Source organism: Cellulosimicrobium sp. AB352 (genome assembly GCF_049538415.1).
In the GTDB taxonomy this organism is placed as follows: domain Bacteria; phylum Actinomycetota; class Actinomycetes; order Actinomycetales; family Cellulomonadaceae; genus Cellulosimicrobium; species Cellulosimicrobium funkei.
In genome coordinates this window covers 162258-188420 of sequence record NZ_JBMVFX010000001.1, presented here as the reverse complement: position 1 = coordinate 188420, position 26163 = coordinate 162258, and the positions used below count along the sequence as shown (strand labels likewise).

Below are 26163 nucleotides of genomic sequence, written 5' to 3'. Positions count from 1 at the left end.
GCGCGCGGCCGCGGCTCGGGGTGGTGCCAGGGACGGGGCGGTCTCGGAGTCGGGGAAGCGGGGTGGCGCGGCGAGACGTCGGCTGGTGGGGTCTCAACGACGTCGGGCCGCGAGGAGACCGAGCGCCATGGCTCCCGCGAACGCGCCCCAGGCCGCGTTGGTGAGCAGCATCGGAACGATCGCGACGGGGTGCGCGACGGGGCCCTGGAGCTCGCCGGTGAGGATCGGCGACAGCAGGGCGCTGAGGATCAGCGCGAGGACACCGTAGGCGAGCCCGACGGCCACGCCGGTCGCGAGCGGGTGCGCCGGGCGGGCGACGACGATCGCGCCGACCCACAGGATCGTGAGCACGAGGGTCGCGAGCAGGGGCGCCGCGGGCCGTCCGATCGCGTCGTCGAGGCCGGTGACGCTCAGGAGCGGTCGGACGAGCGCGAGCGCGCCGAGCCCGAGGACGAGCGGCCAGCTCAGCGAGCGGACCGTCTCGCCGAGCGTGGGGCGCGGCGGGCCGGGCGGGACCGGGCGGTGGGGTGCGGGTCCGGGAGTCGGGTTCATGACGTCGACGCTAGGGAGCGGCGGTGCGGCGCCGCGTCCGCCCCGGCGCGTGACGCGATGCGTCGTCCCGCGCCCCGGGCGTACGCGTCTCGACGTAGCCGACCCCTGACCTGGACCCGCCCCACGACGGACGCGCGTCAGGGTGTGTCTTCCTAGACTCGGTGGTCGTGACGTCTCGCGATCTCCCGCACGACCGGCCCGCCGGGTCGCCTCCCGCGACCCGGCCGTCGCGCTCGTCGCCCCCGCCGTGGCTCGTCGACGCCCTGCTGGGGTTCGCGGTGTTCGACGTCGTCGCGTTCGCCATAGCCGCCGACGTCGGGGGCACGCGGGCCGACCCGTGGGTCGCGTACCCGATCGCCCTTGTGCTGGGGCTGCTCGTGCTCGGCCGGCGCCGCTTCCCCGTCGGGGTCCTCGTCGCGACCGCGCTCGTCATCTGCGCCTACTACACGCTGGACCTGCCCGCGATCGGCCTCGCCCTGCCCGTCTCGGTCGCCCTGTACTCGGCGGCCGTCGCGGGCCGGCTCGGCTGGGCCGTCGGGGTCGCGGCGGCGCTCGTCGTCACCTCGACGTACTTCCGGCTCGCCGAGGGCGACGACGTCCGGTACGTCATCGGCTACGAGCTGGCGACGACCGTGGCGCTCATGGCCGCGGCGATCGCCCTCGGGCACGGGTCGTTCACCCGCCGGCAGCGCGACGAGCAGCGGCGCCACGCGGACGCGCTGCGCGAGCAGACGCTCCAGCTCGAGGCCGCCGACCGGCTCGCGCACGACCGGGAGGCCGTCGCCCGCGACCTGCACGACGTCGTCGGGCACCACCTCGCCGTCGTCTCGCTGCACGCGAACGTCGCCCGCGAGGCACTCGACGACGTGGACGCCGTCGGTGCCGCACAGTCGGACGCGCTCGCGACCGCGCGGGCCGAGCTCGAGCTCGTCCGGACGGCCACGACGACCGCCTTGGCGGACCTGCGCGCCGCGGTGCGCGCGCTGCGCGGGACGGCCGCGCCCGCGGGGCTCGCGGAACAGGCGCGCATCGACCGGCTCGACGACCTCGCGCTCACGGCCCGGGCGGCCGGGCTCGACGTCACCCTCGACGTCGACCTGCCCTCGGGGACCGCGGAGGGTACCGCCGCGGGCGCGGCGGCGTACCGGGTCGTCCAGGAGGGCCTGACCAACGTGCTGCGGCACGCCGGAGCGCACGCCGCCGTCGTCCGCGTGGCGTTGGAGCGTGCGCCTGGTGCACCGGGCGACGTGCTCGCGGTCGAGGTGCGCGACGACGGCCCCGGGGCACGGGGCGGGGGTGACGCCACGGACCGTGGCGGGCTCGGGCTGCGCGGGCTGCGCGAGCGCGTCGCGGTCCTGGGCGGCACGGTCGAGACCGACGCACCCGACGGCGGCGGGTTCCGGCTGCGGGCGCGCGTGCCGGTCACGCCCGGCGCCGCGGTGCGCGGGACGGCCGCCGTGCGGGGCCCGCACTCCTCAGGCGGGGGTGCCCCGTGATCCGCGTCGTGCTGGTCGACGATCAGCCCCTCGTGCGGACGGGCATCCGCGCGCTGCTCGAGCGCGCGGACGACGTCGAGGTCGTCGGCGAGGCGGCCGACGGTCGCGAGGGCGTCGCGCTCGCGCGCCGCGTGCGCCCCGACGTCGTTCTCATGGACCTCCAGATGCCCGTGCTCGACGGGATCGCGGCCACTCGGCAGATTGTCGACGACGCGGCCCCCGGCTCGGGGCTACCGGACGGCGCGACGGGCGCGGACGGGGCGGCGGCCGGACCGCGCGTCGTGGTCCTCACGACGTTCGACGACGACACGAACCTCTTCGCGGCGCTACGGGCGGGGGCGTCGGGCTTCCTGCTCAAGGACGCGAGCCCGGACGAGCTGCGCGGCGCGGTGCGCACTGCCGCGGCGGGCGACGCGCTGCTCTCCCCCGCGGTGACGGCGCGCGTGGTCGCGCAGGCGGTGAACGCCGGGCGACGGGACGAGGCGCTTGTCGCCGCGGTCGCCGACCGGCTCACGGACCGCGAGCGCGAGGTGCTCGCGCACGTCGGCCGCGGCCTGACGAACGACGAGATCGGCGCGGCCCTGTTCATGAGCCCGGCGACGGCCCGCACGCACGTGGGCCGTATCCTCGCCAAGCTGGGGGTGCGGGACCGGGCCGGCCTCGTCGTCGTCGCCTACGAGACCGGCCTGGTCCGCCCGGGCACCCCGCCCAGGTAGAGCCGAGGTCCGCGAGGTAGAGGCGTGGTCATGACCAGGCCTCTACCTCGCGCTACCACGGCTCTACCTCGCGACGGGAGGGGCCCACACCTCAGGCGTCGAGGCCGCGGCGCGCGAGGAGCGGCGCGATGTCGGCGTCGCGGCCGCGGAGCTCACGGAACGACTGCAGCGGGTCCTGCGAGCCGCCGCGCGCGAGCAGCACGCGGCGGAAGCGCTCGCCGTTCTCGCGCGACAGGCCGCCGTTCTCGCGGTACCACTCGACCGTGTCGGCGTCGAGGACCTCGGACCAGATGTAGGAGTAGTACCCGGCCGCGTACCCGCCCCCGAACACGTGGTTGTAGTACGTCGTGCGGTAGCGCGGCGGGACGGGCGCGAACGCGACGCCCGCGGCCTCGAGCGCGGCGGCCTCGAACGGCACGACGTCCGCCTCCGACGCGGGGACGCCGTCGGGCCCGACCTGGTGCCAGGCCTGGTCGAGCAGCGCCGCGGCGAGGTACTCGGTCGTGCCGAAGCCCTCGTTGAACTGGCGCGAGGCGAGCATGGTGTCGACCCACTCGGCAGGCATCGGCTCGCCCGTGACGTGGTGCACCGCGTAGGAGCGCAGGACCGACGGCTCCCACGCCCACATCTCGTTGACCTGCGAGGGGTACTCGACGAAGTCGCGCGGCACCTCGGTGCCGGACTGCGACGGGTAGCGCACGTCGGAGAACAGGCCGTGCAGCGCGTGCCCGAACTCGTGGAAGAGCGTGATGACCTCGTCCCACACGAGCAGCGTGGGCTGGCCGGCCGGCGGCTTGACGATGTTGAGGTTGTTGACGACGACCGGCTTCTGCCCGAGCAGGTGGTTCTGGTCGACGAGGTTGTTCATCCAGGCGCCGCCGCGCTTGGACTCGCGCGTGTACCAGTCGGCGAGGAAGAGGCCCAGGCCCTGGCCCGGCTCCCCCGGCGTCTCGGCGTCGAACACCTCGAAGACGCGCACGTCCGGGTGGTACCCGACGAGGTCGTGGCGCTCGGCGAAGGAGATGCCGAACAGGCGGTTCGCGGCCAGGAACACGCCGTCGTGCACGACGCGCTCGAGCTCGAGGTACGGGCGCAGCAGCGCGTCGTCGAGCGCGTAGCGGTCCTTGCGCACGCGCTCGGCGTAGAACGACCAGTCGGACGCGCGCAGCGTCGCGCCCGGCTCGTCGGCCCGCAGCGCCGTCTCGAGGTCGGCCGCCTCGCGGCGCGCGTTCGCGACGGCGGCGGGAGCGAGCCGCCCGAGCATCGCGTTCACGGCCTCGGTCGTCTTGGCGGTCGCGTCCTCCGCGACGTACGCGGCGTGGTGCTCGTAGCCGAGCAGGCGCGCGCGCTCGGCGCGCAGGCGCACGGTCTCCAGCACGATCTCGCGCGTGTCGTGGTCGTCGCCGGTCGCACCGCGCGACTCCGACGCGTGCTGCACGCGCTCGCGCACGTCGCGGCGCGCGAGCGAGGCGAGGACGCCCTGCTGGGTGGGGAGCTGCATCTCCAGCAGCCACGCGCCCTCGTGCCCGCGCGCGGCGGCGGCCGCCGCCGCGCCCGCGACGGCGTCCTCGGCCAGGCCCTCGAGCTCCGTACGGTCGGTGACGAGCACGCTCGCGGCGTTCGCGCCCGCGAGCAGCTTGCGGCCGAACGCGGCCTCGAGCGTGGTCAGGCGGCCGTTGAGCGCGCGCAGGCGCTCCTGCTGCTCCGTGTCGAGCTCCACGCCCGAGCGGCGGAACCGGACGAGCAGCGTGCGGAGCAGCCACGCGGCGTCGGGCTCGAGGGTCTGCTCGCCGGCGTCCACCGCGTCCTGGAGCGCGCGGGCGCGGGCGTAGAGGCGCGCGTCCATGTAGATCGCGTCGTGGTGCGCGGCGAGCTCGGGCGCGAACTCCTCCTCGATCTGCTCCAGGCCCGGCGTCGCGTCGGCCGAGAGCTGGTTGTAGAACGCGTTGAGCACGCGCGCGAGGTCGCGGCCCGACCGCTCGAGCGCCTCGAGCACGCTCGCGGCGGTGGGCGGCGCGTCGTCGCTCGCGATCGCCTCGATCGCCGCGCGCTGCGCGGCCGTCGCGGCCCGCAGCGCCGGGAGGTAGTGCTCCTCACGGATGGCGTCGTAGTCGGGCAGCTCGTACGGCAGCACCGACGGCGCCGCGAACGGGTTGGCGGGGTCGAGGTCGAGAAGGGCCGGCGCGGTGGTGGGCGCGGGCGCGTCGGCGCGCGTCGTGGGCTCGGAGGTCATGGTGCCCATCTTGGCCCGCGGGCGGGCACGACGGAAACGGACACCCCGCCGCCCGGGAGCGCCGTGGCGGTACGGCGTCAGGCCGCGCGGCCCGACGGCGGCGCGTCCGCCGGCCACGGCTCCGCCGGCTCGCGCGGGTCGTCGGGCAGGAGCGTGCCGAGCCACGCGTCACGTCGCTCGCCGCGCTGCAGCGCGAAGCCGCGCACCGTGCCCTCGACCCGGAAGCCGAGGCGCCACGCGGTCCGGCGCGAGGGCCAGTTGCCGACGTACGCCTGCCAGAAGAGCCGCGCGAGACCCGCCCCCTCGGGGTCGAGAGCCCAGTCGACGACGAGGCGGCCCGCAGCCGTCATGAGGCCCCGGCCCCGGGCACCGGGGGCGGTCCAGTAGCCGATCTCGGCCGACCGCCGGCCCTCGGGCGCGTCGTCGAGGCTCAGGCCGATCATGCCGAGGACCGGGCCCACGCCGTCGGGGCCGGGGATGCCCGAGCGGCCCGCGCTCTCGCGCACGCCCCACGTGAGGACGTCCCCGCGCTCCCACCCGGGACCGACGTACTCCTCGACGAACTGCACCGCGTCCGCGCGCGTGTACGGCGACGGCACCACCGTCCATGCGGCGACGTCCGGGTCCTGGCACGCGGCCGTGATCGCGTCGACGTCGTCGAGGGTCGGGTTCGACAGGTGGACGTGGCCGTCGTCGAGGGCGAAGGGGTGCACCCGCCCGAGCCTGGCACGCCGCGCCGCACGGCGTCACCCGGATTCCCGGCCCGTGGACGCGCAGCGACGTCCGCTCTCGACCGTCCCGGACCCGGGTGCGTCACCGGCGCAGGGCGTCCTCCACGGGCGTCCACGGCAGGTCGTGCGCGGCGGCCACCGCCGCGTTGAGGAGCGTGCCGCGGTGGGTGGACGCCCCCGACCGCAGGAGCGGGTCCTCCCGCAGCGCGTCGACCCCGCCGTCCGCGAGCGCCGCGAGGTACGGGAGCGTCGCGCTGGTCAGCGCGAGCGTGCTCGTCACGGGAACCGCGCCGGGCATGTTCGCGACGCAGTAGAACGTGGTGCCGTGGACGGCGAAGGTCGGGTCGTCGTGGGTCGTGGGCCGCGACCCCTCGAAGCACCCGCCCTGGTCCACGGCGACGTCCACGAGCACGGCGCCGGGCCGCATCCGCGCGACGAGGTCGTCGGTGACGAGGCGCGGGGCGCGCGCCCCCGCGACGAGCACGGCGCCGACGACGAGGTCGGCCTCCAGCACCTCGCGCTCGATCGCGTACGCGCTCGACACGACGGTGCGCACGTGCCCGGAGAACTCCCGGTCGACGGCGCGCAGCACGGGCAGCGCGAGGTCGACGACCGTGACCTCGGCGCGCATGCCGACGGCGATCTCGGCGGCGTGGCGCCCCGCGGTGCCGCCCCCGAGCACGACGACCCGGCCGGGTCGCGTCCCGGGCACGCCGCCGAGCAGGACGCCGCGGCCGCCTGCCGGGCGCTGGAGGAGCCACGCGCCGACCTGGGTCGCCATGCGTCCGGCGACCTCGCTCATGGGCGCCAGGAGCGGGAGGGTGCCGTCCGGGGCCCGGGCGGTCTCGTAGGCGACCGCGGTGGTGCCGGCGTCGAGCAGGGCGCGCGTGCACGCCGCGTCGGCCGCGAGGTGGAGGTAGGCGAAGAGCAGGAGGTCGTCGCGCAGGAAGCGGTGCTCGCTCGCGACCGGCTCCTTGACCTTGCAGACGAGCTCCGCCTCGCCCCAGACCTCCTCGGCGGTCGGCACGATGCGCGCTCCCGCGCTCTCGAACTCCGCGTCGGGCAGGTGGGAGCCGGTCCCGGCCCCGGACTGGACGAGCACGTCGTGCCCGGCCCGTACGAGGTGGTGCGCGCCGGCGGGGGTGAGCGCGACGCGGTCCTCGTGGTTCTTGACCTCGGTGGGTATCCCGATCCTCATGGTCCAGTGTGGCCGCAGGCGGCCGTCGTGCGCAGGGTGGCAGGATCTTGTGCCTGCGTGTCCTGACTGCCACTCGTCCGGCCCCGCCGGCGTTGCCAGGGTGGGCGGGTGGATCCGACGACCTCCCGCACGACGACCCACCCCGCCCCGACGGGCGGCCCGCCCTCCCCCTCCGGACGGGATCTGCCCACCAGCCCGCCCGACTCCGCCCCAGCCCCAGCCCCGACCCCGGCGGGCACGCTGGGCCTCGCGCGCGGCAGCGCGCTGTACGTCGCGAGCGTCCTCGGGACCGGCGTCCTCGCGCTGCCGGGCCTCGCGACGCGCGTCGCCGGGCCTGCGTCCGTGCTCGCCGTCGCGCTCGTCCTCGTGGCGAGCGTGCCGCTCGCGGGGACGTTCGCCGCGCTCGCCGCACGGCACCCCGACCGGGGCGGGGTCGCGAGCGCGGTGCGTGCGGCGCTCGGCCCGACGGCGGCCCGCGCCACCGGGTACTGGTTCTTCCTCGGCGTGTGCGCGGGCGTCCCCGTCGTCGCGGTGCTCGGGGCCGAGTACGTCGTCGCCGTCGTCGGGGCGGACCGCGCCGTCGTCCCGGTCGTGGCGGTCGCGCTGGTCGTCGTGCCGGCGCTCGCCGTCGCGCTCGGGGTGCGCGTGGCCGGTGCCGTCCAGCTCGGTCTGACGACGCTCCTGCTCGCGGCCGTCGTCGCGGTCGTCGCGGCGGCGGCGCCGGCGGCGAGCGCCGAGCGCTTCACGCCGTTCCTCAGCGAGGGGTGGTCCGGCGTGGGGTCCGCCGTGAGCCTGTTCGTGTGGGCGTTCGCGGGGTGGGAGGTCGGCACGCACGTCTCGGCCGACTTCCACGACCCGCGGCGCACGATCCCCACCGCGACGGGCGTGGCGCTCGTCGTGGTCGGCGTCGCGTACCTGGCGCTCCAGGTCACGACGGTCGGGGTGCTCGGCACGGACGCGGGGACGGGGACGGTCGCGCTCCTCGACCTCGCGCGCGTGGGCGCGCCCGGCGCGGGTCCGGTGCTCGTGGGCGTCGTCGCCGCGGTCGTCACGTCCGGGGTGCTCACCGCGTACCTCGCCGCGTTCGCGAACCTCGGGCAGGCGCTCGCCCGGGACGGCGACCTCCCACGCCCCCTCGCCGCGCTCGCCGGCCGTGCGGGCGTCCCGCGCCGCGCGCTGGCCGTCACGCTCGCGCTCGCGACGGGCTACCTCGCGGTGCTCGTCGCCACGGGGCTCGACCTCGAGCCGTTCGTCCGCGTCCACACGAGCAGCATGGTGGCCGTCTACGCGCTGGGCATGGTGGCGGCGCTGCGCCTGCTCCCCCGACGCTCTCCCGGCTGGTGGCTCGCCGCGGTCGCGGCGGCCCTGACGGCGGTGCTGCTGCTCCTCGCGGGGGCGTCGCTCGTCGCACCGGCGCTGCTCGCCGCGGCCGCGGTCGTGGTGACGCTCGTCCGCCGCGGCGCCGCGCGCGGACGGGCCGCGGGCCGGTCCGCCGGGTCCGAGCGCGGCTGACCGGGCCGCGCGCAAGTCACCCGGGTGGCCCGTTCCCCGCGTCCGCGCTCTCCGCTACGGTCGACGCCATGCCCACGTGGACGGACCCCGGCCCGGTGGAGTTCGACGCCGTGGTGGTCGCCGCCGGGACACGGTCGGGAGCGTTCGTCACGCTCCCCGTCGACGTCCTCGACCTGTTCGGGACGCGCGGCCGGGTCCCCGTGCTCGCGGCGGTCGACGACGTCGCGTACCACGCGTCCCTCGTCGCCTACGGCGGTCCGCACCTGCTCGCCGTGCTGCGGTCCGTGCGAGCCGCGACCGGCAAGGACGTCGGGGACACCGTGCACGTCTCGGTCCGGCTCGACGCGGGGGTCTCCGCCGTCCCGCGGTGATCCCGGTCCCGGCCGCCCGGGCAGGGACGGCGCGAGGTCAGCTCGTCGCGCCCTCCGGGGGCGGCGTGACGCCCGGGCCGACGTCCCCGAGGGCGATCTCCTTCGCCGTCGGCAGCTCGTCCTCCATCGGTGGATCCTTGTGCCGCAGGTGCGAGAACACCGACCACGCGACCGCGACGAGCGGCACCGACACGACCGCGCCGAGGATCCCGGCGAGCAGGGTGCCGGCCGTCACGGCGATCGCGACCACCACCGGGTGGAGCGACACCTGCTTGCCCATGACGAGCGGCTGCAGCACGTGACCCTCGAACTGCCCGATGAGCGCGATGCCGATCGTCACGATCAGCGCGATGAGGAAGCCCTTGGCCGCGAGCGCGACGATCGCGGCGATGATCATCGCGAGCGGGGCGCCGATGATCGGGATGAACGCCCCGATGAACACCAGGACGGCGAGCGGCGCCGCGAGCGGGACGCCGAGGATCGCGAGGAAGATCCCCGCGAGGATGCCGTCGACGAGCGCGATGATCACCGTGCCGCGCGCGTAGCCGGAGAAGGTGTACCAGCCGGCGCCGCCCGCGATCTTCCAGCTGTCGCGCGAGCGCGACGGGAGCTGGTTGAGGAACCACGTCCACATGTCCTTGCCGCGGGCGAGGAAGAAGACCGTGCAGAAGATCGCGAGCGCGATGGCCGCGAACGCCTCGAACACGGAGCCCGCGCTCGCCGCGGCCTGGCTCGCGATGTCGCCGCCGTGCTCCGTGAGCCACTGGCGCCCGTTGTCGATCCAGCCGTTGACGTCGTCCGCGGTGATCGTGACCGGCAGCGGGCCGTTCTCGAGGAAGTCGAAGATCTGCTCGATGCCCTGGTCGAACTGCTCCGCGAGGCTCTGCCACTGGCCCGCGACCGACGTGATGACGTACGTCAGCAGGCCCGCGAAGAAGAGCAGTGCCGTGAGGATCGCGAGCCCCGTGGCCAGGCCGCGCGGCATGATCCTGCTGTAGAAGTCGGTCACCGGCCGCAGGACGGACGTGATGACGAGCGCGAGGAAGACCGCGACGAACACGAGCTGCACCTGCGCGGTCGCGAAGAAGACGAGCGCGACCGCCGCGACGATCATGAGCAGGCGCCACGACCAGCCGGCCGTCGTGCGCAGCCAGGCGGGCACGGTCTCGTCGTACCCCACCACCGACGGGTTGCGGCGCGCTCCCGCGACCTTGCGCGCGGCGCTCGACGCCCCGGCGAGGTGCTTGACCGACGCCGCCGAGCGGTCGGAGCCGGAGCCCGGCCGTGCTGTCGGTGCCGGGCCTGCCGCGGGTCGCTGCTCGTCCGTCACGCGTGCCTCCGTCGCGTCGTGGCCACCATCCGCCCAGTCTGCCCCAGGTCGTCCCCGCACGCCGGGCGCCGCGCACGGCCCTGGTCGAGCTGGACGACGAGGTCGAGGTCGAGGTCGCGGCCCTGGTCCGGGCCGTGACGGCGATGTGAGAACCACCCCCGAACCGTGCTATGTTTTTCCCCGCACCGGAACGGCGGAAACGCCGGGAAGGTCCACTCGTCCGGGTGGCGGAATGGCAGACGCGCTAGCTTGAGGTGCTAGTGCCCTTTATCGGGCGTGGGGGTTCAAGTCCCCCTCCGGACACCATGATCGAGGCCCCTGACCTGCGGAAACGCAGACCAGGGGCCTTCGTCGTCCCCGGGGCACACACCAGTCCCCTGGCGCGCACGTGGTGTCAGCGCCCCGGCGGGAGGACGACGTCGTCGCCCGAGGTGAGGATCGTCACGGCCTCGTCCGCAGGCAGGCCGGGCACGACGACGACGCTCGTGGACGGCGCGGTGTCGAGCGTGCAGGGGCGCTCGTCGGTGCCCGCCCGGCGACCGAGGCGGAAGCTCAGCGCGCGCTCCTCGGCGTCCCACGTGTAGTCGACCGGGACGAGCGGGCACGAGCTCGACCCGAACGTCACGACGTTCACGGTCTGCGGCTCGCCGCCGCGCGCGTAGCCGACGGCCGGGGTCTCGGCGTCGGACCACGGGTGCACCTCGCCGCCCTCGGCGGGCAGCCCGAGATACGTGCGGTCCGCGACGGGCGGGTCGATAGGGTCGGTGGCTGCCGCGCACGCGACGAGGGCGACCGCCGCGCCGATGCTCAGCACCGAGGTGCCGACGAGACGGGCCGTGCGGACGAGGACGGGCAGCTGCGGGTCGATGGCGGGCACGGTGCTCACGCTCGTCCTGAGGCGCCCCGTCCCGGATCGGTCGAACGCGCCGTCCCGACCCGCCCCAGGGCCTCAGCGCGCGCCGCACCTCCTCAGCCCCGGGGTGCTCCGAGCCTGAGGTGCCTGAGCACCGGAGGGGCCGTGCCCCACGCGTCGGCTCACGCCGTGACGTTGGCGCTGTCGCCGCCGGTGACCGCGAGGCTCGTGCCGCTGATCATGGACGCCTCCGGCGAGGCGAGGAAGACGACGGCCGGGGCGACGTCGTCCGGCGCGAGCCACGGCACCCCGAGGGGGAGCTTGCTCGCCAGCCCGGCGGCGGCCGCCTGCTCGTCGCGGGCGACGTCGCCGGTGGGCGCCTTCCCCGACGACTCCAGGGCCTGGGCGTACCGCTCCTCGTGGCGCGTCAGGGCGGTGTCGATCAGGCCGGGGATCACGGCGTTGACGGTGATCCCGTGGGGGCCGAGGTCGAGCGCCGCGGACTTCATCAGGCCGATGAGCCCCCACTTGGAGGCCGAGTACGCGCTGCCCTCGAGCGTGCCGTGCTGACCCTGGGTCGACGAGGTGAGGATGATCCGCCCGCCGCCGCGCTCGACGAGCAGCGGCGCCGCGACGCGCAGCACGTTCGCGGCGCCGGTGAGGTTGACGTCGATCGTGTCGTCCCAGAGCTCGTCGCTCATGTCGAGGACCGAGGCGAAGCCCTGGATCCCGGCGTTGGCGAACACGACGTCGAGGCCACCGAACCGCTCGACGACCTCCCCGAGCGCCGCGCGCACGGCAGCGAGGTCGCGCTGGTCGGCGACCAGCGGCAGCCACGACGCCCCGGCCTCCTCCACGAGCTCGCCGGTCCGCGCGAGATCGGCCGGGCTCGCGGGCTCGTACTCGAGCGCGCGGCTCGCGACGGCCGCGATGTCGAGGCCGGCGACCCGATAGCCCGCCCGCGCGAACGCAACCGCCGTCGCGCGCCCGATCCCGCGCGCCGCGCCGGTGACCACGACCACTCGTCCCTGGCTCATCCCGCTCTCCCTCCGAGGGTGCCGTCCCGCGAGGCTAGCCGCGGGACCGAGGGCTGGCAGCCGGAGCGCGGCTGAGGCGCCCGGCGAGCCCGTCGGGCGCGTCAGCGCGGCGCCACGGCGTCGTGGCGGCGGGCCAGGGCGAGCGTCGTCGAGCCGACCGCGACGAGGACGCCCGCCAGCAGCAGGCCGGCCGCACCGGACCACGACCGCACGACGACGGCGCCGACGGCCGCGCCCGTGCCCATCGCGAGCACGGCCCCCGCGCGTCGGGCCGCGCCCTCTCCGGAACCGCCCGCGAGCGGGCTGCTGAGGGCGAGGTTCACGAGCGTCGTGGTGACGACGACGGTCGAGACGTCCTGGACGTGGGCGCCCCGCGCGGCGACCGCCTGGGCGCCCATCACGAGCGCGAGGGCGGCGGTGAGGGCCAGGACCGCGGGCGTGGGCGGGCGCCCGACGGCGAGCCACAGCGCGCCGCCCGCGACCACGAGCACCGCTCCCCCGGCGAGCACGCCGAGCGCGCGCCGCGGCATCCGCGCGTCGTCGGCGCGCCCACGGAGCAGCACCCCGCACAGGGCGGCGCCGAGGACGAAGGCGACGAGCGCGACGACGTTGTTGAGCAGCGGGATCCCGCCCGCACCGGCGGCGGCGAACCCGACGAAGAGCACGTTGCCCGTCATGTTGCCGGTGAACACCTGGTCCAGCGCGAGGTAGCTCACCGCGTCGACGACGCCCGTCGCCACGGTCAGGACGAGCAGGCCGGCCACGTACGGCCGGTCGCGCGGGTCGGTCATCGTCCGACCGTACGGGCCGGGACCCGCCGCGGCGCGTCGGCGGGCGCCGCCCCGAGCCCGCGTGCGGCGTCACGCGTCGGCCGCGCGGTCCTCCACGTCGTCCGCCGGACGGTCGGCGACCACGACGGCGTCGTCGACGAAGCGGGGTCGGCAGGCGAACCAGCCGGCCACGACCCCGGGGACGGCGGTCGCGGCGAGCACGACGAGCGGGACGGACCACGAGCCGGTCGCCTCGCGCAGCAGGCCGAGCCCGAGGGGCCCGAAGCAGGCGATCCCGTACCCGATGCCCTGGACGAATCCGGACACGGCCGACGCCGCCTGGGCCGTCCGCGTGCGCCGGTTGATGAGCGTCATGCACAGGGGGAAGGTGCTCACCCCGATGCCGAGCGCGCACACCCACACCGCCGTGCCGTCGAGCGGGGAGAGCAGGAGGCCCAGGTACCCGGCGACGAGCACCACCGAGCACGCGACCACGACGACGAACGGGTTCGTCATCCGGGTGGCGACCTGGGGCACCACCAGCGCCGCGAGCACGCCCCACGCCGAGTACAGCGCGACCATGGAACCGCCGAGCGCGGCGCTGCCCCCGGCGTCGGTGAGGACCGCCGGCACCCACGTGATGATCGCGTAGTTCGACAGCGACATCATGGCGAAGAGGCCGACGAGGCCCCACGCGGTGGACGACCGGCCCACCCGGAGGCGCGCACCGGCCGCCGCGACGGGTGCGGGCGCGTGATGGGCGGCGGGCAGCCGGAGCGCGAGCAGCAGCCAGACGACGGCGGCCACGGCGGCCGGACCGGCCCAGAGCCCCACGGACAGGCGCCAGCTGCTCGCCTCGGCGACCGGCACCGCGAGCAGCGGGGCGGCGAACTGCCCCGTCTGCAGGAGGAGGAGGTAGAGCGAGGTCCACAGCGCGAGCCGGTCGGAGAACCAGGCCTTCACCAGCGGCACGATGACGACGTTGGCCGCCCCGATGCCCGCGAGCGCGAGCACCGTCGACAGGACGAGCACGGTCGTCGTCGGGGAGGACGCGCGCAGCACGAGAGACAGCGCGGTGAGAGCGAGGGCCACGGTCGCCGTCCGCTCGAGCCCGAACCGCCGCGTGACCGCGGGCGCGAGGAAGCCGAACACGGCGAACGACGCCGCGGGGACCGTGCCGAGCAGCCCCGCGACGGCGACCCCGAACCCGAGGTCGGCGCCCACCATCTCCAGCAGCGGGGTGAACCCGGTGACCGCCGTCCGGAGGTTGAGGGCCGTCAGCGCGACGGCGAAGCCCGCCCAGAGCGTGAGGCGTCCGGGGCGCACGCGGGGTCGGGAGGGAGAGAGGGTGGTCACGCTACACTCCACACTGAGGTCGGCGGATGATGGGATCATGGGATGAATATGGAGCAGTCTGGCACAGGCGGACCGATGCGTCGAGTAGGCCTCATCGACCAGGCCGCGGCGCGCTTCCGGGACGAGATCGTCTCGGGTCGCTGGGCGGTCGGCGAACGGATCCCCACGGAGGCCGCGCTCGTGGCGGAGTTCGGCGTCGGGCGCAACACCGTGCGCGAGGCGCTGCAGTCGCTCGTCCACGCGGGGCTGCTGCGCCGCGAGCAGGGCCGCGGCACGTTCGTCATCTCGAGCTCCGAGCTGACCGGCACCCTGGAGCGCCAGCTCGCGGGCGGCAGCCGCCGCCACTACCTCGAGCTCCGCCTCGCCCTCGACAGCACCGCCGCCTCGCTCGCCGCGGCGAGCCGCTCGGACGACGACGTCGAGCACCTGCGCGAGCTGCGCGACCGGCGGGAGGCGGCCTGGGAGGCCGACGACCGCGACGCCCGCGCGCGCGCCGACCTCGACCTGCACCGCGCGATCGTGGCCGCGACGCACAACCCGCTCTACGTCACGCTCTACTCGAGCATGCTCGACGTCTTCACCGTGCACATGCGCGACGAGGAGAACGCGGACGACGAGGCGGCGCACCGTCACCACCACGAGCTGGTCGAGGCCGTCGCACGGCAGGACGCCGCCGGGGCCGCGGCAGCGGTCGCCGCGATCTTCGACCCGTTCCTGCCGCTCGCGGACGCCGGACCCTCCCCTGTCCGCTGAGGCACGGCGCCCGGCCGGGCGGCAGGACGCGCCGGGACAGCGAGAGGCCCCGTCGTGTGGAGCGACGGGGCCTCTCGATCCGCTGTCTCATTCGGATCCCGCCGGCGCTCTCACGCCGGAAGCATGGCCCCGAGCCTACCGCTCCCGTCCGGGTTCGCGTGCCGTAGCGTCGGGGCGTGACCGCGCCCACCCCCGGCGACGACCGGGCGGAGCTCCTCTGGCTGCCCGTCGGGGCGGGGGGCCACGTCGTCCGCCGCACGAGCGCCGCGTGGGAGCGCGCCGCCGCGCTGCTCGCGCGGCGGCGCCCCCGCCGGCTGTTCCACGCGGCGCTGGGGCTGCGGTGCGACGGGGTGCCGTACGTCGTCGAGATGACCCCTGCGTGGGGCGGCCCGCCGTGCGACCGTGGCGTCGTCGTGACCGGCCCCGTGGGTCTGCGGCCGCTGGGCCGCTCCCGCTGGTTCCGGTACGAGGTGCGCTGCTGGGCGCACGGCGCGATCCCCGACCGGCAGCACGCCGTCGGGCCACCCGTCCTCGTCACGCGCGACGCCGCCGCGGTCGCGCGGATCCTGCGGGCCGTGCGTGGCGTCCCGCCGCTCACGTGGGGTCGGCGGCCGCCCGGCGGGGGCGAGATGTGGAACTCGAACTCGCTCGTCGCGTGGTCCCTCGCCCAGGCAGGGCTCGCGACCGACCACGTCCCCCCGGGCGGTGGGCGCGCACCGGGATGGGACGCGGGCGTCCGGTTGGCCGCGAGGACCGCCACCGCCTGACCGTCGTCGTCCCCGCAGGGGCCGCGCCCCGTCCCGCCCGGCCACCCCGTCCCGCCCGGCCACCCCGTCCCACCCGGGCACGACCTCCTCCTCCCCGAGGAGGAGGCGGGAGGGTCGCGGATCTCCGCCGACCGCCCGAGCCGGGGCCCCGCGGGCGTCCGTAGCGTCGACGGCGGCGGTGCCCGACGACCGGGCCCGCGGACGACGGGAGGACCGATGATCCAGGTGGAGGCGCTGACGAAGCGCTACGGACCCACGACGGCGGTGGACGGGCTGACGTTCACGGCGCGGCCGGGGACCGTGACGGGCTTCCTCGGCCCGAACGGTGCCGGGAAGTCCACGACGATGCGCGTCGTCGTCGGGCTGGAGCGCCCGACCTCCGGTACGGCGACCGTGGACGGTCGCCGGTACGCGGACCTGCCGGCGCCGCTGCGCGCCGTCGGGGTCATGCTCGACGCCCGCTCCGTGCACCCCGGTCGCACGGCGTTCCGCCACCTGACGGCGCTCGCCCGCACGCACGGAATCGGGCGGGCACGCGTGGACGAGGTGATCGGGATGACGGGCCTCGAGAGCGTCGCGGGGCGGCGTGCGGGCACGTTCTCGCTCGGGATGGGCCAGCGTCTCGGCATCGCGGGCGCGCTCCTCGGCGACCCGGGGACGCTCATCCTCGACGAGCCCGTCAACGGCCTGGACCCCGACGGCGTGCTGTGGGTGCGCGGTCTCGTGCGCGGCCTCGCGGCCGAGGGACGCACGGTGCTGCTGTCGTCCCACCTCATGCACGAGCTCGCGCTGTGCGCCGACCGCGTCGTCGTCATCGGCCAGGGCCGGCTGCTCGCCGACGCGCCGGTGTCGGAGCTCGCGGGCGAGGCGGGCTCGCTCGAGGACGCGTACCTGCGGCTCACCGCCGACGCCGTCCAGTACCGCGGCCGTGCCGCGGGCGAGACCGGCCTGGCGTCGGCCGGAGGTGCCCGATGACCGCACCTACCGCCCGGACCGCACCGACCGCGTCGTCGCGGCGTGCGCACCCGGCAGGACCCCGGCCCGCGATCGCCGGTGGCCCCACGCTCCCCCGCGCCGTCGCCGCGGAGTGGACGAGGCTGACGAGCCTGCGCTCGTCGTGGTGGGCGGCCACGCTCACCGTCGCCGTCTCGGCGGTGCTGACGTACCTCTCGGCGCAGGCGTCGTCCGTGGACCCGGGGTTCGACCCGCTCGGCTCCCTCACGTCGGGCCTGCTGCTGGCCCAGGTGCCGCCGCTCGTCCTGGGCGTCCTCGTCGGGACGGGCGAGTACAGCACCGGCACGTTCCGCACGACGTTCGTCGCGGAGCCGCGGCGCTGGCCCGTGCTCGTGGGGCAGACGGCGGCGACCGCCGCGTTCGCGCTGCTCACCGCGGTGATGGCGGTCGCGGCGGCGGTGCTCGCGCTGCTGCCGTCGGCGCGCTCGCGCGACCTCGCCCTCGACCTCGGCGGCGACGGCACGCCGCAGGTGCTCGTCGGCATGACGCTCCTGCTCGCCGGCATGGCCCTGCTCGGCCTCGCGATCGGCGCGCTGGTGCGGCGACCCGTGCCCGCCGTCACCGCCGCGGTGCTCGTCGTGCTCGTCCTGCCCGTCGCGCTCGTCCTCGCGGCCGATCTGTCGGGCGACCCGCTCGCCGCGCCCGCGGGGGTCTCGTCCGCGCAGGCCGCGGTGAACACGGTGGTCACGTTCCTGCCCACCGGGGCGGCGTCGCTGCTTACGGGCGAGGGTGCCGTCGAGGGCGCGCCCGACCTGGGCGCCGTCGGCGGCGGGCTCGTCCTGGCGGCGTGGGTCGTCGTGCCGCTCGCGCTGGCCGCCGTCCGCCTGCGCACGCGGGACGTGGTCTGACGTGGCGGCGACGATCCCCCCGTCGGACCCCGCGCCGACCCGCACCGCGCGCGCGCCGGACCGTCCGCAGGTGACCCTGCTCCGGGTGCTCGCGGCGGAGCGGGACAAGCTGGCGAGCCTGCGCTCGACGGCCTGGCTCGCGCTCGCGACCGTCGCCGCGGCGGCGGGGACGGCGTGGGCGCTGGGCGCGTTCGCCCGGCCCGACGCCGGGTCGTCGGGCGCACCGCTCGCCGTCGCGGGGTTCGTGCTCGCCCAGCTCGGCTTCCTCGTGCTCGGCGCGGGCGTCGGCGCCGGGGAGTTCCGGACCGGCACCGCGCGCGTGACGTTCGTCGCGGTCCCTCGCCGCCTGCCCGTGCTCGCGGCGCAGGCGCTCGTGACGGCGGCGGCCGCGCTCGCCGTCGCGGTCCTCGCGCTGGGCGCGGCGCTCGCCGCGACAGCCGGGCAGCGCGCCGACGCCGCGCTCGTGCTCGACCTCGCGGACCGGGAGACGCTGCGCGTCCTCGCAGGCTTCGTGCTCTACCTGACCGGGGTCGCCCTCGTGGGCCTGGGCCTGGGGTCGCTCGTGCGGCGACCGGACGGGGCGCTCGTGGGTGGGGTCGTGCTGCTCGTCGTGCTCGACCACGTGCTCGCGACGAACCCGGGCCGGGTCGCGGACACGGCAGGCGCGCTCCTGCCCGGGGCAGGGGCGCGCCTGCTGCAGGACGACGCCCGGCTCGCCGCGCTCGACGCGACGACCCTGGGCCCGCACCTCGGCACGTGGGGCGGGGGTCTCGTCCTCGCGGCGTGGGTCGCCGCGCTGCTCGCGGCGGCGGCGTACCGGCTGCGGCGCCATGACGTCGTCTGACGCGCCGCGCGACGGCCGATGGGAGAGTAGGCCCGTGCCCTCGTCGCCCCTCGCCCTCCCCTCCGCGCCCGGGGCGCACGACGGCGGACCGCGCGCGGAGCCCGACGTCCGGCGGCGCGGCGCCGTCGGCCGCGTGCTCGCGCGGCACCCCTGGGCGACCGACCTCGCGCTCGCGGGCGCGGTCGCGCTGCTCGGGCTCGTCACCGCGGCGGTCGCGCTCATGACCGTCGAGGGCTCCACCGGGCTGGGGCTGTTCCACGCCGACGCGCCCGTGGCGCAGGTGGTCGTCACGGCCTGGCTCGTCGGCGCCGCCCTCGGGGCGGCGCTGCTCCTGCTCCGGCGGTCGCGCCCGCTGACCGTCACGGCGATCCTCACCGTCCTGGCCGTCGTGTCGCTCGCGACGGCGGGGGTGCTCGGCGTGCTCGGCGTGTGCCTCGCGTGCGCGGTGCACGCCGTCGCCGCCGAGCGCCCGCCCCGCACGGCATGGGTCGTGTGCGGTGCGGTGCTGTGCGTCGTCGTGGCCGCGCTGTGGTGGAGCCAGGACATCGGGGTCGCCGAGATGCTCCTGTGGAGCGACCCCATCGTCCTGCCGGACGGCGACCCGGTGCGCGACCTCGCGCAACCGCCCTTCTCCCCCGGCAGGCGCTCCGCGTCGGTCTTCCTCCTCGTCGCGCTCCTGCTGCTGGGGATGGCCACCGGCTCGGGGGTGCGGGCGCGCCGGCTGCACGACGAGGACCTCGTCGCGCGCTACCGCGCCCTGGCGCGCGACCGCGACCAGAGCGCGGCGCTCGCCCGGGCCGCCGAGCGGGCGCGGATCGCGCGCGAGATGCACGACGTCGTCGCGCACAGCGTGTCCGTGATGGTCGCGCTGTCCGACGGCGCGGGCGCGGCGCTCGACCGGGCGCCGGACCGCTCGCGCGAGGCCCTGCACGAGCTCTCCCGCACGGGACGGGACGCGCTGGCCGACATGCAGCGCGTCCTCGGCGCGCTCGACCCCGAGGAGGGCAGCGACGGGGCGGGCACCCCGGTCGAGCCGACCGGGACGGACCTCGCGGCCGTCGTCGCACGGTTCCGCGCGGCGGGCGTGCCCGTCGCCGCGAGCGGCCTCGACGTCGCGCTGCCTGCGGACACGTCGCTGCGGCTCGGGGCCGTGCGCATCGTGCAGGAGGCCCTGACCAACGTGCTGCGGCACGCGCCCGGGACGCCCGCGGCCGAGGTCGTGGTGCGGCGCACCGCGCACGCGGTCGAGATCGACGTCCGCGACGACGGCGGCACGCGCCCGGCGACCGGCGGCGGGAGCGGGCGCGGCATCGTGGGCATGCGCGAGCGCGCCGCGCTGCTCGGCGGCAGCGTCGAGGCCGGCCCGCGGCCGGGCGGCGGCTGGGCGGTGCACGTCGTCCTGCCCTGCGACCCGGCCGAGGGCGGAGCCCGGAGCGCCCCCGCCCAGGAGCACCCGCACCGTGACGTGCACGACGACGAGGGAGGACGACCGTGACGACCGTGCTGCTCGTCGACGACCAGGCGCTGCTGCGGATGGGCTTCCGGCTCGTCATCGAGTCCGAGCCCGACCTCGAGGTGGTGGGCGAGGCCTCCGACGGACGCGTCGCGCTCGACCAGGTCGCGGCCCTCGCCCCCGACGTCGTCGTCATGGACGTCCGGATGCCCGGCATGGACGGCATCGAGGCGACCCGGCGCGTCGTCGCCGAGCACCCCGGGACGCGCGTGCTCGTGCTCACGACGTTCGACGTGGACGAGTACGCGTTCGCGGCGCTGCGCGCCGGGGCGAGCGGGTTCCTGCTGAAGAACGCGCGCCCGCACGAGCTCGTCGAGGCGATCCGCACCGTCGCGGCAGGGAGCTCGGTCGTCGCGCCCCGCGTGCTGCGCCGCATGCTCGACCTCTTCGCGCCGCACCTGCCCGCGGGCGAGCAGCCGGCCGTCGACGACGGCCTCGACCCCCGGCTGCGCTCCCTCACGCCGCGCGAGCTCGACGTCCTGCGGTGCGTGGCCGAGGGGATGTCGAACGCCGAGATCGCCGACCGCCTCGTACTGTCCGCGACGACCGTGAAGACGCACGTCGGCAACCTGCTGGCCAAGCTGGGCGTGCGCGACCGGGTGCAGGCCGTGATCGTCGCGTACGAGAGCGGGCTCGTGGGGTCGCGCGGCTGAGGCCCGGGCGGCACGCGCGTCGAGCGCGGGCGTCGGCGGCACGTCGCGCACCGGTGCCGCGCCGCCGCGGGGCGTTCACCCCCGCCGGGTGAGGACCCCGCCCGAGCCCGCTGCGACGGTGGGACGAGCGCCCGAGAGGAGCCGAGGATGACGGCTGCACCGATCCCCCGACAGCAGGCACCGGCCCCCACGGGCCCCTGGCACACGGCACCGCCCGAGGCGGTGTGCGCGGCGCTCGACGTCGACCCGGCCGTCGGGCTGACGTCCGCGCAGGTCGCCGAGCGGCGCGCGCGCTACGGGCCGAACGCGCTCGCGCAGGAGCGCAAGGAACGGCCGTGGCAGGCGTTCCTGCGCCAGTACCGCGACCTCATGCAGCTCGTCCTCGTCGGCGCGGCCGTCGTGAGCATCATCGCGCTCGGGGACGTGACGACCGGCGTCGTCGTGCTCGCCCTCACCGTCCTCAACGCGCTCATGGGCCTGCACCAGGAGGGCAAGGCGGCCCAGAGCGTCGCCGCGCTCCAGCAGATGCTCGTCATGACGGCCACCGTGCGCCGCGACGGGCGCCAGGAGCAGGTTCCCGCCGAGGAGCTCGTGCCGGGCGACGTCGTCGGGTTCGAGGCGGGCGGCAAGATCCCCGCGGACGGGCGGCTGCTCGTCGCCGCCTCGCTCGAGATCGAGGAGGCCGGGCTCACGGGCGAGAGCACGCCCGTCGCGAAGGGCGTCGCGGCGGTCACGGCCGACGACGCCCCCCTCGGCGACCGCACCGACATGGCGTACATGAACTCCCAGGTCACGCGCGGCCGCGGCGAGATGGTCGTGACCGCCACGGGCATGACGACCGAGGTGGGCCGCATCTCCGGGATGCTCAGCGGGGTCGAGCAGGACAAGACCCCGCTCACGCGCCAGCTCGACCGCATCACGGTGATCATCACGGTCATGGCGGCGGTCGCCCTCGTCGTGGTCGTCGTGCTGGGGCTCGTGCGCGGCGAGGACTTCGACAGCCTCTTCGTGGTCGGGATCAGCCTGGCGATCGCCGCGATCCCGACAGGGCTGCCCGCCGTCGTGACGATGCTCCTGTCGCTCGGCACGCGCCGGCTCGCCGAGGAGGGCGCGATCGTCAAGCGCCTCAAGTCCGTCGAGACGCTCGGGTCGACGTCGGCGATCTGCTCCGACAAGACCGGGACGCTCACGCTCAACCAGATGACCGCGCGCCGGCTCGTGCTCGCCGGGCGCCGGTTCTCCGTCGACGGCGAGGGCTACTCCACGACCGGCCGCATCCTCGCGGCGGCCGGGTCGACCAACGTCCCGCTCGAACCGGTCGCGCTTCCCCTGGCGCTCGCGAGCGACGCCGTCGTGCGCGACGGCGAGTGCATCGGCGACCCCACGGAGGGCGCGGTCGTCGTGCTCGCGGCCAAGGCCGGGCTCGACGTCGAGGAGACGCGCGCCGAGCACCCGCGCGTCGCGGAGGTCCCGTTCGACGCCGCGTACAAGCTCATGGCGACGTTCCACGAGATCGACGGCGAGCTCGTGTGCTTCGTCAAGGGCGCCCCGGACGTGCTGCTCGCCCGCTCGGCCCGGTACCTCACGGCCGACGGCGGGTCGGCGCCCCTCGACGACCAGGGCCGCGCGCGCGTCCTCGCGGAGAACGACGCGCTCGCGGGCGAGGGCATGCGCGTGCTGGCCGTCGCGCGGCGCACCGTCGCGCGCGACGAGCTCACGGGTGACCTGCTCGACGCGGTGCGCGACCTCGAGCTCCTCGCGCTCGTCGGGATCGTGGACCCTCCGCGCCGCGAGGCGCGCGACGCCATCGCCGAGTGCCGCGACGCCGGCATCCGGGTACGGATGATCACGGGCGACCACGTCACCACGGCCGCGGCGATCGCCGGGCAGCTCGGGATCGAGGGGCGCGCGCTCACGGGCGCCGAGTTCGCCGCGATGTCCGACGCGCAGCTCGAGGCGGAGGTCGGCGAGATCGGCGTGGTCGCGCGCGTGGCGCCGGAGGACAAGGTGCGGCTCGTCGACGTGCTCAAGCGCAAGGGCGACGTGGTCGCGATGACGGGCGACGGCGTCAACGACGCCCCCGCCCTGACGCGCGCGGACATCGGCGTCGCGATGGGGATCACGGGCACCGAGGTGACGAAGGACGCCGCCGAGATGATCCTCACCGACGACAACTTCGCCACGATCGTGGCGGCCGTCGAGGGCGGCCGTGGCCTCTACGACAACCTCTTGAAGTACATCCGCTTCCAGATGGTCGTCCTCGTCGGGTTCATCCTCACGTTCGTCGGCGCGGGCATCTTCACCGTGGCCGGGGGCACCCCGCTCACGCCGCTGCAGATCCTGTGGGTCAACTTCGCGATCGACGTGCTGCTCGCCGTCGGCCTCGGCTTCGACGCCGCGACGCCCGGTCTCATGCGGCGTCGGCCCCGCCCGCCCACCGAGCCGGTCATCGGGCGCGCGCTCGGCGTGCGGCTCGCCGTCGGGGGCGTGCTCATCGCCGTCGGCACGCTCGTCGCCGTCGCGTGGGGCGAGACCGACGCCGACCTCGCGGTCGCGACGACGATGGGCCTCACCGCGATGTCGCTCCTGCACGTCGTCGCCGCGCTCGAGTGGCGCGACCCGCGGGCGAGCATCCTGTCGTCCGAGACGCTCGCGAACGGCCGCTTCGTCGTGCTCCTGCTCGCGTCGCTCGGGCTCACGTTCCTCGTCACGACGCTCGACGGGCTCCAGCGGATCTTCGGCACCGTCGACCTCGACGGCGGCCAGTGGGGCGTGTGCGCGCTCGTCGCGCTCGCCTTCCTCGTCCTCGTCGAGCTCGGGAAGCTCGTGCTGCGCACCGTGGACCGGCGCCGCGCCTGAGGGCGTCTCCTCGGCAGACCCGTCAGGGCACGACGCCGAGCTCGCGGCCGCGCCGCACCGCCTCGCGCCGCGAGCCGACGCCGAGCTTGCGGTAGACCGACTTCAGGTGCGCCTTGACGGTGTTGACCGACACGAAGAGGTCGGCGGCCACCTCGGCGTTGCTCGCCATCGACGGCAGGACGGCGAGGACCGCGAGCTCGCGCTCGGTGAGCGGCTCGACGAGCGGGACCGGCTCCGGTGCCCGGCCCGGCGCGTCCAGGTGGGTGCGCAGCAGCGCGGCGAGGGCGTCGTCGCGGCGCGCGACCGCGCGCGCGAGCGGCTCGTCGAGCTCGGTGCCCCGGACGGCGAGGAACGGCCGGACGACCCGCTCGGCGGCGGCCAGGTCGAGGGCCCGCCCGAGCGGGGCGTCGACGCGGCGCGTGCCCGCCCGGGCGAGCGCGGACGCCTCGACGAGCGCCGCCTCCACCCGCACGACGACGTCTCCCTCCTCCCCCGGCGCGTCCCCGAGGCTCGCCACGGCGCGCTCCGCCGCCCCGGTGCGGCCCGCCGCGAGGAGCTCGCGCGCACCGCAGACCGCGACGACCGCGGCGCTCCCGAGGCGTTCGCGCGCGACGCGCGCCCCGAGCGCGGGGCCCGTGCCGTCGTCGACCAGACGCGCGGCCGCCGTGGCGCGCACCCACAGGTCCGCGAGCACGGGGGGCGTCGCGGACCGTCCCAGGGCGCGGTCCGCGGCGACGAGCGCCTGCCGCGCGGCGCGCGCGTGCCCGCGGTCCGCGGCGACGAGCGCCTGCAGCAGCCGCACGGCCGCCTCGGACGCGGGCTCGCGCCCGCCGGCGTCCGCCGCGAGGGCGTGCGCGAGGTGCCGGTCGAGCCCGTCGTCCGACGCCCGGAGGTAGCGCACCCACGCGCGCGCCGCGTGCGCGGGCCGCACGTGGGCGTACCCGTCCCAGCCGCGGCGCTCCGCCTCGACGAGCACCTCACGCGCTGCCGCGTCCCCCTCGTCGAGTCGACCGGCGGCCACGGCGAGGAGCGCCGCGGCGGCGCGCGCCCCGAGGACGTAGAGCTGCGGGGCGCGCCACGACCGGCCACCGGGGGCGGCGAGCGTCCCCGACGTCGTCTCCTCCGCCGGCTCGGGGCCGACCGCGCACCATGCGAGGCCCGCCGCGCGGTGCGCCCGCGCGAGGCCCCGGTACGTCTCGAGGGCGGGGAACGGGTACGGCACCGCGTCCGCCGCGGCGAGCGCCGCGCCCGCGGCCGTCGCGAGGGCCCGCACGTCGCCGGTCGACCGCGCGGCGGACGCGGCGAGCAGCTCGAGGAGCACCGCGGCGGCGGGATCGGCCACCGGGTCCGCGGCCGGGGCGAGGAGGTCGCGCGCCCGCGCGACGTGGAGCCGCACGGCGTCGAACCGCTCGTCGACGGACGCGAGCGCCCCCGCGCACAGGTGCAGGCGGGCGTCGGGCCGCAGGGTCGCGTACGGCACGCGCCGCAGGACCTGGGCGACGGTCTCGCGGTGCGGCCCCGCGAGCTCCGCCGCCGCGCCCTCGACGAACACCTCGCCGAGCAGCGGCCAGTCCTCCGCCGCCGCCGCGTGCTCCAGGGCGCGCAGCGCCTGCCCGTCCTGCGCGAACCAGCGCGCCGCGGCCTGGTGCGCCTCGCGCAGGCCCGCCGGGTCCTCGGTCCGCAGCTGGTGCAGGAGCATCTCGCGCAGCAGCGGGTGGTAGCGGTACCAGGTGCGCCGGCCGCCCGACGTCATGACGAAACCGTCCGCCGCGGCGAGGCCGGGGAGCAGCCGGTCCGTCGGCGCCCCCGGGTCGAGGACGGCCGCGAGGTCGGGGCACACCGCCGACGCCACGCTCGTGCGCAGGAGGAAGCGTCGGGCCTCGGGCCCCTGGCTGTCGAGGACCTCGGCGAGGAGGAACTCCGCCGCCGAGCGGGCGGCGCGCGCCCGGCTCGTCGCGTCGTGCTCCTCGACGCGCAGCCGCACCCCGACGGCCCAGCCGCCAGTCTCGCCGACGACCCGCCCGGCGTCGTCCGCGGCGAGGTCGCGGCCCTGCGCCGTCGCGAGCGCCGCGACCGCGGGGGCGTCGAACGCGAGCTCGGCGGCACCGACCTCCGTCATCTCGCCCTGCGCGCGCAGGCGCTGCAGGCGCAGGAGCGGGTCGACGCGGGTGAGGACCACGAGGTGCAGGGGCAGCCGGTAGCGCAGGAGGTCGTCCACCGTCGCCGCGACCTCGGCGCACGCGGCGTGGTGGAAGTCGTCGAGCACGAGGACCACGGGCTCGGGCAGCGCCTCGATCGCCGCGAGCACGCGGCGCAGGAGCGCCGGCGTGAGGCGCGGCGGGACGACGAGGGTCTCGAGCGGGTGCCCCGCGGGCACCGCCCCGGCCGCCCGCAGCGCCGCGAGCACGTCGGCCCAGAAGGCCGCCGGCTTGTCGTCGAACGGCTCGAGCGTCAGCCACGCGACCCGCGGGCCGGTGCCGCCGCGCGCCCACCGCGCCGCGACGGTCGTCTTCCCCCAGCCCGGGCCCGCCGACACGAGGGTGAGGCGGCGCGTGGCCGCCGCCGCGACGAGAGCCTCGACCTCCGGGCGGCCCACCGTGGACGGCGGCAGCTCCGGGACGGTGGTGCGGGCGCGCGAGGTCCCGGAGGCGTCCGTGACGTGCATCACGTCCTCCGGCTCGGCACGGGGCTCGACCGAGGCCATGGGGGCAGGGTATTCCCGGGGCCCCCGGACCGCAGGGCGAGCGGAGCGTGGGC

22 protein-coding genes and 1 tRNA gene are annotated in these 26163 nt (G+C 76.6%); 13 read left to right on the top strand and 10 right to left on the bottom strand.

The window, feature by feature from the left end; translation table 11 throughout:
* Positions 1 to 93 precede the first annotated feature (93 nt).
* Complete coding sequence (locus ACPCUX_RS00870) at positions 94 to 552, bottom strand: hypothetical protein (protein WP_198163064.1); 459 nt, start codon at positions 550 to 552, stop codon at positions 94 to 96.
* Positions 553 to 719: 167 nt separating this feature from the next.
* On the opposite strand from ACPCUX_RS00870, the gene ACPCUX_RS00865 reads away from it, so the two are divergent.
* Together ACPCUX_RS00865 and ACPCUX_RS00860 are read left to right on the top strand one after the other, a co-directional pair.
* The gene (locus ACPCUX_RS00865) at positions 720 to 2048 is read left to right on the top strand and encodes a sensor histidine kinase (RefSeq protein WP_423387984.1); all 1329 of its coding nucleotides are present in this window, start codon (positions 720 to 722) and stop codon (positions 2046 to 2048) included.
* Positions 2045 to 2764 (top strand): response regulator, encoded by a 720-nt coding sequence (locus ACPCUX_RS00860; protein WP_423387983.1) that lies wholly within the window; start codon positions 2045 to 2047, stop codon positions 2762 to 2764. Before ACPCUX_RS00865 ends, ACPCUX_RS00860 begins: the two co-directional genes overlap by 4 nt.
* A 91-nt stretch (positions 2765 to 2855) precedes the next feature.
* On the opposite strand, the gene ACPCUX_RS00855 is transcribed toward ACPCUX_RS00860, so the two are convergent.
* From ACPCUX_RS00855 to ald, 3 genes are all read right to left on the bottom strand, one after another.
* On the bottom strand, positions 2856 to 4997 hold the full coding sequence (locus tag ACPCUX_RS00855) for a M3 family metallopeptidase (protein ID WP_423387982.1): 2142 nt from the start codon (positions 4995 to 4997) through the stop codon (positions 2856 to 2858).
* 77 nt (positions 4998 to 5074) lie between these two features.
* Positions 5075 to 5710, bottom strand: a complete 636-nt coding sequence (locus tag ACPCUX_RS00850; protein ID WP_144723273.1) for a GNAT family N-acetyltransferase — start codon at positions 5708 to 5710, stop codon at positions 5075 to 5077.
* A 100-nt stretch (positions 5711 to 5810) separates the two neighbouring features.
* Complete coding sequence (gene ald / locus ACPCUX_RS00845) at positions 5811 to 6926, bottom strand: alanine dehydrogenase (RefSeq protein ID WP_061267724.1); 1116 nt, start codon at positions 6924 to 6926, stop codon at positions 5811 to 5813.
* A gap of 108 nt (positions 6927 to 7034) precedes the next feature.
* Between ald and ACPCUX_RS00840 the strand changes: the two genes are divergently transcribed.
* Both ACPCUX_RS00840 and ACPCUX_RS00835 read left to right on the top strand, forming a co-directional pair.
* Positions 7035 to 8438, top strand: a complete 1404-nt coding sequence (locus tag ACPCUX_RS00840) for an APC family permease (protein WP_423387981.1) — start codon at positions 7035 to 7037, stop codon at positions 8436 to 8438.
* A gap of 68 nt (positions 8439 to 8506) precedes the next feature.
* Positions 8507 to 8809 carry a DUF1905 domain-containing protein gene (locus ACPCUX_RS00835; RefSeq protein ID WP_076404766.1) on the top strand — a complete coding sequence of 101 codons (303 nt, stop codon included), beginning with the start codon at positions 8507 to 8509 and terminating at the stop codon, positions 8807 to 8809.
* 37 nt (positions 8810 to 8846) lie between these two features.
* On the opposite strand, the gene ACPCUX_RS00830 is transcribed toward ACPCUX_RS00835, so the two are convergent.
* Positions 8847 to 10139, bottom strand: a complete 1293-nt coding sequence (locus ACPCUX_RS00830; protein ID WP_255438188.1) for an AI-2E family transporter — start codon at positions 10137 to 10139, stop codon at positions 8847 to 8849.
* A gap of 218 nt (positions 10140 to 10357) precedes the next feature.
* Between ACPCUX_RS00830 and ACPCUX_RS00825 the strand changes: the two genes are divergently transcribed.
* A tRNA-Leu gene (locus ACPCUX_RS00825) sits at positions 10358 to 10445 on the top strand.
* A gap of 88 nt (positions 10446 to 10533) precedes the next feature.
* Here the strand turns inward: ACPCUX_RS00825 and ACPCUX_RS00820 are convergent.
* The 4 genes from ACPCUX_RS00820 to ACPCUX_RS00805 form a co-directional block, all read right to left on the bottom strand.
* Positions 10534 to 11025, bottom strand: coding sequence for a hypothetical protein (locus tag ACPCUX_RS00820; RefSeq protein WP_144723274.1), 492 nt, complete (start codon positions 11023 to 11025; stop codon positions 10534 to 10536).
* A 149-nt stretch (positions 11026 to 11174) separates the two neighbouring features.
* On the bottom strand, positions 11175 to 12029 hold the full coding sequence (locus tag ACPCUX_RS00815) for an SDR family NAD(P)-dependent oxidoreductase (protein WP_409141679.1): 855 nt from the start codon (positions 12027 to 12029) through the stop codon (positions 11175 to 11177).
* A 101-nt stretch (positions 12030 to 12130) separates the two neighbouring features.
* Positions 12131 to 12820 (bottom strand): YoaK family protein, encoded by a 690-nt coding sequence (locus tag ACPCUX_RS00810; protein ID WP_137280583.1) that lies wholly within the window; start codon positions 12818 to 12820, stop codon positions 12131 to 12133.
* A 69-nt stretch (positions 12821 to 12889) separates the two neighbouring features.
* Positions 12890 to 14155: a CynX/NimT family MFS transporter gene (locus ACPCUX_RS00805; protein WP_423387980.1), complete on the bottom strand. Its 1266-nt coding sequence runs from the start codon at positions 14153 to 14155 to the stop codon at positions 12890 to 12892.
* A 75-nt stretch (positions 14156 to 14230) separates the two neighbouring features.
* Here ACPCUX_RS00805 and ACPCUX_RS00800 point away from each other — a divergent pair, with 75 nt between their 5' ends.
* The 8 genes from ACPCUX_RS00800 to ACPCUX_RS00765 all read left to right on the top strand — a co-directional run bounded on the left by ACPCUX_RS00800 (position 14231) and on the right by ACPCUX_RS00765 (position 23406).
* Positions 14231 to 14908: a FadR/GntR family transcriptional regulator gene (locus tag ACPCUX_RS00800; protein WP_423387979.1), complete on the top strand. Its 678-nt coding sequence runs from the start codon at positions 14231 to 14233 to the stop codon at positions 14906 to 14908.
* A gap of 176 nt (positions 14909 to 15084) precedes the next feature.
* On the top strand, positions 15085 to 15675 hold the full coding sequence (locus tag ACPCUX_RS00795; protein ID WP_251176271.1) for a hypothetical protein: 591 nt from the start codon (positions 15085 to 15087) through the stop codon (positions 15673 to 15675).
* 216 nt (positions 15676 to 15891) lie between these two features.
* Positions 15892 to 16650, top strand: coding sequence for an ABC transporter ATP-binding protein (locus ACPCUX_RS00790; protein WP_074806831.1), 759 nt, complete (start codon positions 15892 to 15894; stop codon positions 16648 to 16650).
* On the top strand, positions 16647 to 17537 hold the full coding sequence (locus ACPCUX_RS00785; protein ID WP_171467954.1) for an ABC transporter permease subunit: 891 nt from the start codon (positions 16647 to 16649) through the stop codon (positions 17535 to 17537). Before ACPCUX_RS00790 ends, ACPCUX_RS00785 begins: the two co-directional genes overlap by 4 nt.
* A 70-nt stretch (positions 17538 to 17607) precedes the next feature.
* A complete protein-coding gene (locus ACPCUX_RS00780) occupies positions 17608 to 18381 on the top strand; it encodes a hypothetical protein (protein WP_423387978.1) in 774 nt (257 codons plus the stop codon).
* A 34-nt stretch (positions 18382 to 18415) separates the two neighbouring features.
* The gene (locus tag ACPCUX_RS00775; RefSeq protein ID WP_423387977.1) at positions 18416 to 19876 is read left to right on the top strand and encodes a sensor histidine kinase; all 1461 of its coding nucleotides are present in this window, start codon (positions 18416 to 18418) and stop codon (positions 19874 to 19876) included.
* Positions 19873 to 20547, top strand: coding sequence for a response regulator transcription factor (locus ACPCUX_RS00770; RefSeq protein WP_061267712.1), 675 nt, complete (start codon positions 19873 to 19875; stop codon positions 20545 to 20547). Before ACPCUX_RS00775 ends, ACPCUX_RS00770 begins: the two co-directional genes overlap by 4 nt.
* Before the next feature lie 147 nt (positions 20548 to 20694).
* Entirely contained in the window at positions 20695 to 23406 is a 2712-nt protein-coding gene (locus ACPCUX_RS00765; RefSeq protein ID WP_423387976.1) for a cation-translocating P-type ATPase, read from the top strand.
* Positions 23407 to 23428: 22 nt separating this feature from the next.
* Here ACPCUX_RS00765 and ACPCUX_RS00760 read toward each other — a convergent pair whose 3' ends face one another.
* A complete protein-coding gene (locus tag ACPCUX_RS00760; RefSeq protein WP_423387975.1) occupies positions 23429 to 26110 on the bottom strand; it encodes a LuxR C-terminal-related transcriptional regulator in 2682 nt (893 codons plus the stop codon).
* Positions 26111 to 26163: the final 53 nt, after the last annotated feature.